This window comes from Burkholderia sp. E168m23, from assembly GCF_016586125.1.
In the GTDB taxonomy this organism is placed as follows: Bacteria; Pseudomonadota; Gammaproteobacteria; order Burkholderiales; family Burkholderiaceae; genus Burkholderia; species Burkholderia orbicola.
In genome coordinates this window covers 1-6,355 of sequence record NZ_BCPP01000367.1, presented here as the reverse complement: position 1 = coordinate 6,355, position 6,355 = coordinate 1, and the positions used below count along the sequence as shown (strand labels likewise).

Below are 6,355 nucleotides of genomic sequence, written 5' to 3'. Positions count from 1 at the left end.
GCTTTTGACGACCGACGAACATCGGCGACGAACGTCGATATCCGCCTGCTCACTTCCTTCCCGTCGTGCTCGGAAACCGACGCCGAAGCCGCAGGCCGGACGGCTAGCCCCCGTTTTTCCCGTCAGGAAAACCCTGATCGACTCGCCGGGCTGCCGGTTTTCAGCCGATTTTCCCGCTGTCACAACGCTGTCACAAGCAGCCGCAGTCGGCCCGCCGCCCAAACGATCCCCAACCCCGCACAACCTGCTCCATCAAGCCTCCCCGCCCGCCTACCTCATCAAAACAGGTATGACGCACCGCAATATTCCGCATGCATTGCCCAGTTTCAATACCCGTCAGGTATCAAAAATCCCGCCTAAAAGTATTGGACGCCCCATTTCCCCGCCGCGTATAAATCCGTTCCATGAACCACCCCCACGCAGCGCGCCCCATGTCCTCCGCCACCATCGAACGCATCGAAACCCGCCTCGTCGATCTGCCGACGATCCGTCCGCACAGGCTGTCGGTGGCCACGATGCACGGCCAGACGCTGATGCTGGTGAAGGTGTTCTGCAGCGACGGCGTGACCGGTATCGGCGAAGGCACGACGATCGCCGGAATGGCCTACGGCCCGGAAAGCCCGGAAGCGATGAAGCTCGCGATCGACACGTATCTCGCACCGGCGATCGTCGGCAAGGATGCGACGCGTGTCCAGACGCTGATGGCGTTCGTCGGCAAGCGCGCGAAGGTCAACCATTTCGCGAAAAGCGCGCTCGAAACCGCGCTGCTCGACGCGCACGGCAAGCGTCTCGGCGTGCCGGTCAGCGAACTGCTCGGCGGCCGCCGCCGCGATCGCCTGCCGGTTGCCTGGACGCTGGCGTCGGGCGATACGGCCACCGACATCGCCGAAGCCGAACGCATGCTCGACCTGCGTCGCCACAACGTATTCAAGCTGAAGATCGGCGCGAAAGCACCGGAAACGGATATCCGCCACGTGGCCGAGATCAAGAAGGCGCTTGGCGATCGCGCGTCGGTGCGCGTCGACGTGAACATGGCGTGGAGCGAAACGCAGGCCGCGCGCGCGATTCCGGCGTTGGCCGATGCGGGCTGCGAACTGGTCGAGCAGCCGGTGGCATCCGCCGCGGCGCTGGCGCGCCTGATGCGCCGTTTCCCCGTCGCGCTGATGGCCGATGAAATCCTGCAGGGCCCCGACAGCGCGTTCGACATCGCGAAGCAGCATGGCGCGGACGTGTTCGCGATCAAGATCGAACAGAGCGGCGGCCTCTTCGCTGCGCAGCGTGTAGCCGCGATCGCGGACGCGGCCGGCATCGAGCTGTACGGCGGCACGATGCTCGAAGGCGCATTCAGCACGGTGGCGTCCGCGCATCTGTTCGCGAGTGTCGCGAACCTGCAGTGGGGCACCGAACTGTTCGGGCCGCTGCTGATCACCGAGGAAATCCTGACGCAGCCGCTCGATTACAGCGACTTCGAACTGACCGTGCCGGACTGCCCCGGTCTCGGCATCGCGCTCGACGAGGACAAGATCAGGCGCTTCACCCGTGACGGACTGACGAAAGTCGCGCGGTAATTCGAATCAGGCAAGGACCGTCACCCCCCAAATACATATGGAGACAGCATCATGAGCGTCAAAGTTTTCGACACGACGGAAGTGCAGGACCTGCTGAAGGCCGCATCGAACGCGGCCGGGAACGGCGGAAATGGCACGAAAGGCGACGCACGTACGCAGCAGATCGTGCTGCGCCTGCTCGGCGACCTGTTCAAAGCAATCGACGATCTCGACATCACGCCCGACGAAGTGTGGGCCGGTGTGAACTACCTGAACAAACTTGGTCAGGATGGCGAAGCGGCGCTGCTCGCGGCCGGTCTCGGTCTCGAGAAGTATCTCGACATCCGGATGGACGCCGAGGACGAGGCGATCGGCCTCGACGGCGGCACGCCGCGCACGATCGAGGGGCCGCTGTACGTGGCGGGCGCCCCGGTGCGCGACGGCGTCGCGAAGATCGACCTCGATGCGGACGACGGCGCGGGCCCGCTCGTGATCCACGGCGCGGTCACCGGTCTCGACGGCAAGCCGATCGCCGGCGCGGTGGTCGAATGCTGGCATGCGAATTCGCACGGTTTCTATTCGCACTTCGATCCGACAGGCAAGCAGAGCGACTTCAATCTGCGCGGCGCGGTGAAGACGGGCGCCGACGGCAAGTACGAATTCCGCACGCTGATGCCGGTCGGCTACGGCTGCCCGCCGCAGGGCGCGACGCAGCAGTTGCTGAACCGCCTCGGCCGCCACGGCAACCGCCCCGCACACGTGCATTTCTTCGTCGACAGCCCCGCTCACCGCAAGCTGACGACGCAGTTCAACATCGACGGCGATCCGCTGATCTGGGACGACTTCGCGTATGCGACGCGCGAGGAGCTGATTCCGCCCGTGACCGAAAAGACCGGCGGCACCGCACTCGGCATGAAGGCCGACACGTACCAGGACATCGAGTTCAACTTCGTGCTGACGCCGCGCGTGCAGGGCAGGGACAACCAGATCGTCGAACGCCTGCGCGCGTCCGCCACGGTATAACCGCCGGCGGCACGGCGGCGCGCGAGCGCCACCGCTGCCGGCCGGTCACCCCGAGATTCAACCGATACCGATGCGAGCGTGCTTGCAGGACGCGGCACGCGCATGGGAGGAGCCATCATGTCCGCCACGATCGACCACACCAACGACCTGGATCATCTGCTGGAAACCGCCGTGCAGGATGACAAGGCGGCCGGCATCTTCCGCTGCCGCCGCGACATCTTCACGAACGCGGAGCTGTACGAGCTCGAGATGAAGCACATCTTCGAGGGCAACTGGGTGTACCTGGCGCACGAAAGCCAGATTCCCGACAACAACGATTACTACACGACATGGATCGGCCGCCAGCCGATCGTCATCACGCGCGACAAGACCGGCGAGCTGCATGCGGTCATCAATGCGTGTGCGCACAAGGGCGCGATGCTGTGCCGCCGCAAGCACGGCAACAAGGGCAGCTTCACGTGCCCGTTCCACGGCTGGACCTTCTCGAACACCGGCAAGCTGCTGAAGGTGAAGGACGAGAAGACGACCGAGTATCCGGTGCAGTTCAACACGCACGGCTCGCACGACCTGAAGAAGGTCGCGCGCTTCGCGAACTATCGCGGCTTCCTGTTCGGCAGCCTCAACGCCGACGTGCTGCCGCTCGAGGATTATCTCGGCGAAGCGCGCGTGATCATCGACCAGATCGTCGACCAGGCGCCGAACGGGCTCGAAGTGCTGCGCGGCAACTCGTCCTACATCTACGAAGGCAACTGGAAGATGCAGATGGAGAACGGCTGCGACGGCTATCACGTGAGCACCGTGCACTGGAACTATGCGGCGACGATGGGCCGCCGCAAGGAAGACGGCACCAAGGCGGTCGACGCGAACAGCTGGAGCAAGTCGGTCGCGGGCGTGTACGGCTTCGACCACGGCCACATCCTGCTGTGGACCCGGACGATGAACCCGGAAGTGCGGCCCGTGTACCAGCATCGTGACGAGATCAAGGCGCGCGTGGGCGACGTGCAGGCTGATTTCATCGTGAACCAGACGCGCAACCTGTGCGTGTACCCGAACGTGTTCCTGATGGACCAGTTCAGCACGCAGATTCGCGTGGTGCGGCCGCTCGCGGTCGACAAGACGGAAGTCAGCATCTTCTGCTTTGCGCCGAAGGGCGAGAGCGAGGCCGACCGCACGACGCGGATTCGCCAGTACGAGGATTTCTTCAACGTGACTGGCATGGGCACGGCCGACGATCTCGAGGAGTTTCGCGCGTGCCAGGCCGGCTATGCAGGCATCACGGCGATGTGGAACGACCTGTCGCGCGGCGCGCCGCTGTGGGTCGACGGGCCGGACGAGAACGCGCGGAAGATGGGGCTGAAGCCGCGCATTTCGGGCGAACGCAGCGAGGACGAAGGGCTGTTCGTGTGCCAGCACGAACACTGGGTGAACGTGATGCGCGATGCGCTGAAGAAGGAACGCGGGGAGGTGGCGGCATGAGCTTCGATTACCGGACGATTTGCGCGGCGCTGTATCGCGAGGCGCGCCTGCTCGACGATCGCGAGTGGGACGCGTGGCTGACCTGCTACACGGAGGACGTCACGTACTGGATGCCCGCATGGGACGACGATGACCGGCCGACCGACGATCCGCACAGCGAGATCTCGCTGATGTATTACGCGGATCGCGGCGGCCTCGAGGATCGCGTGTTCCGGATCAAGACCGAGCGCAGCGGCGCATCGACGCCCGAGCCACGCACCAGCCACAACGTGACGAACGTCGAGGTGCTGGCCGAACGCGACGACGAGGTCGACGTGCGCTACAACTTTCACACGCTGAACCACCGTTACCGCGTGACCGATCACTTCTTCGGCACGATGTTCGTCACGTTGCGGCGCGCGGGCGACGCGCTGCTGATTTCGCACAAGAAGATCGTGCTGAAGAACGATTACATCCGGCAGGTGCTCGACGTCTATCACGTCTGATGCCGTTGGTTTGCCATGAAAGGAAGTGGAGGTGACGCGATGTCCAGCTACAAGATTGCATTGAATTTCGAGGACGGGGTGACCCGCTTCATCGACTGCAAGGCCGGCGAGAAGGTGCTCGACGCGGCCTTTCGCGAAAAGATCAACCTGCCGATGGATTGCTCCGACGGCGTGTGCGGGACCTGCAAGTGCCGCGCCGAGAGCGGGCACTATGACCTCGGTGACGACTACATCGACGATGCGCTGACCGAGGACGAGAAGGACGGTGGCCTCGTGCTGACGTGCCAGATGGTGCCGCAAAGCGACTGCGTGATCGCGGTGCCGACGTCGTCGGTCGCGTGCAAGACCGGGCAGAGCGCTTTTGCCGCGACGGTCACGAAGGTCGAGCAGCACAACGATGCGGCTGTCGTGCTCGAACTCGACGTCGGCGCGAGCGCGCCGGCGTTCCTGCCGGGCCAGTACGTGAACATCGGCGTGCCGGGCAGTGGCCAGCATCGCTCGTATTCGTTCTCGTCCGCGCCGGGCGACACGAAGATCGGATTCCTGATCAAGAAGATCCCCGGCGGGGTGATGAGCACGTGGCTCGAATCGGCGAAACCCGGCGACACGCTCGAACTGCACGGGCCGCTCGGCAGCTTCTACCTGCGCGACGTGGCGCGGCCGCTGCTGTTCCTTGCCGGCGGCACGGGCCTCGCGCCGTTCCTGTCGATGCTCGAAGTGCTCGCGCGCAGCGGGTCGCAGCAGAAGGTGCACCTGGTCTACGGCGTGACGCGCGATCTCGATCTCGTGCTGGTTGATGCGATCGAAGCGGTTGCGGCCAAGCTGCCGAACTTCAGCTTCGCGACGGTCGTTGCCGATGCGGCGTCGCACCACGCGCGCAAGGGCTGGGTCACGCAGCACATTCCGGCCGACGCGCTGAACGACGGCGACGTCGACGTGTATCTGTGCGGGCCGCCGCCGATGGTCGATGCGGTGCGCCAGTATTTCGACGACGCAGGCGTGAAGCCGAACAGCTTCCACTACGAGAAGTTCACCCCCAACGTCACGGCAAAGGCGGCATGACCATGCAACGATTCTCCGGCAAGGTCGTCGTCGTCACCGGCGCGGCGCAGGGCATCGGCCGCGGTGTCGCGCTGCGCGCGGCAGCCGAGGGCGGCAAGGTGCTGTTCGTCGATCGCGCGGATTTCGTCGCCGACGTGGCGGCCGAGGCGACCGGTGGCGAGGCGGCAGGCTTCGTCGCCGATCTCGAAACCTATGAGGGCGCGCACGCGGCGATCGCGTATGCAGTGCAGCGGTTCGGCGGCATCGACATCCTGATCAACGGTGTCGGCGGCGCGATTCGCATGCGGCCGTTCGCCGCGTTCGAGCCGGCGCAGATCGACGCGGAAATCCGCCGCTCGCTGATGCCGACGCTCTATGCCTGTCACGCCGCGCTGCCGCACTTGCTTGCGCGCGGCGGCGGCACGATCGTCAACATCTCGTCGAACGCGACGCGCGGCATTCGCCGCGTGCCGTATTCGGCGGCGAAGGGCGGCGTGAATGCGCTGACGTCGGCGCTCGCGATGGAATATGCGGAACACAACATCCGCGTGGTCGCCACCGCGCCGGGCGGCACCAGCGCGCCGCCGCGCCGCGTGCCGCGCAATGCGGCCGGCGACACCGAGCAGGAACAGGCGTGGATGGGCGAGGCCGTGCGGCAGGTGACGGAATCGACGTACTTCAAGCGCTACGGCAGCCTCGACGAGCAGATCGCGCCGATCCTGTTCCTCGCGTCGGACGAGGCGAGCTACATCACCGGCACGGTGCTGCCGGTCGCGGGTGGCG

At 65.3% G+C, this 6,355-nt stretch carries 7 protein-coding genes; all 7 read left to right on the top strand.

From position 1 onward, the window contains the following. On the top strand, positions 1-360 hold a 360-nt coding region (locus JMF90_RS40125; RefSeq protein WP_236593044.1), incomplete at its 5' end, for a hypothetical protein. A gap of 71 nt (positions 361-431) precedes the next feature. Beyond that, the gene (locus tag JMF90_RS19180) at positions 432-1,568 is read left to right on the top strand and encodes a muconate/chloromuconate family cycloisomerase (RefSeq protein WP_201317291.1); all 1,137 of its coding nucleotides are present in this window, start codon (positions 432-434) and stop codon (positions 1,566-1,568) included. A 51-nt stretch (positions 1,569-1,619) separates the two neighbouring features. Continuing rightward, complete coding sequence (gene catA, locus JMF90_RS19175; RefSeq protein WP_201317290.1) at positions 1,620-2,570, top strand: catechol 1,2-dioxygenase; 951 nt, start codon at positions 1,620-1,622, stop codon at positions 2,568-2,570. 117 nt (positions 2,571-2,687) lie between these two features. Further along, positions 2,688-4,046 (top strand): Rieske 2Fe-2S domain-containing protein, encoded by a 1,359-nt coding sequence (locus JMF90_RS19170; RefSeq protein WP_201317289.1) that lies wholly within the window; start codon positions 2,688-2,690, stop codon positions 4,044-4,046. Next, positions 4,043-4,531: a benzoate 1,2-dioxygenase small subunit gene (gene benB, locus JMF90_RS19165; RefSeq protein ID WP_201317288.1), complete on the top strand. Its 489-nt coding sequence runs from the start codon at positions 4,043-4,045 to the stop codon at positions 4,529-4,531. The genes JMF90_RS19170 and benB overlap by 4 nt, the downstream gene beginning before the upstream one ends. Positions 4,532-4,570: 39 nt before the next feature. After that, positions 4,571-5,593, top strand: coding sequence for a benzoate 1,2-dioxygenase electron transfer component BenC (gene benC / locus JMF90_RS19160; RefSeq protein WP_201317287.1), 1,023 nt, complete (start codon positions 4,571-4,573; stop codon positions 5,591-5,593). Then, the coding region (gene benD / locus JMF90_RS19155; protein ID WP_201325319.1) for a benzoate diol dehydrogenase BenD at positions 5,590-6,355 on the top strand (766 nt) is incomplete at its 3' end. The genes benC and benD, both read left to right, overlap by 4 nt.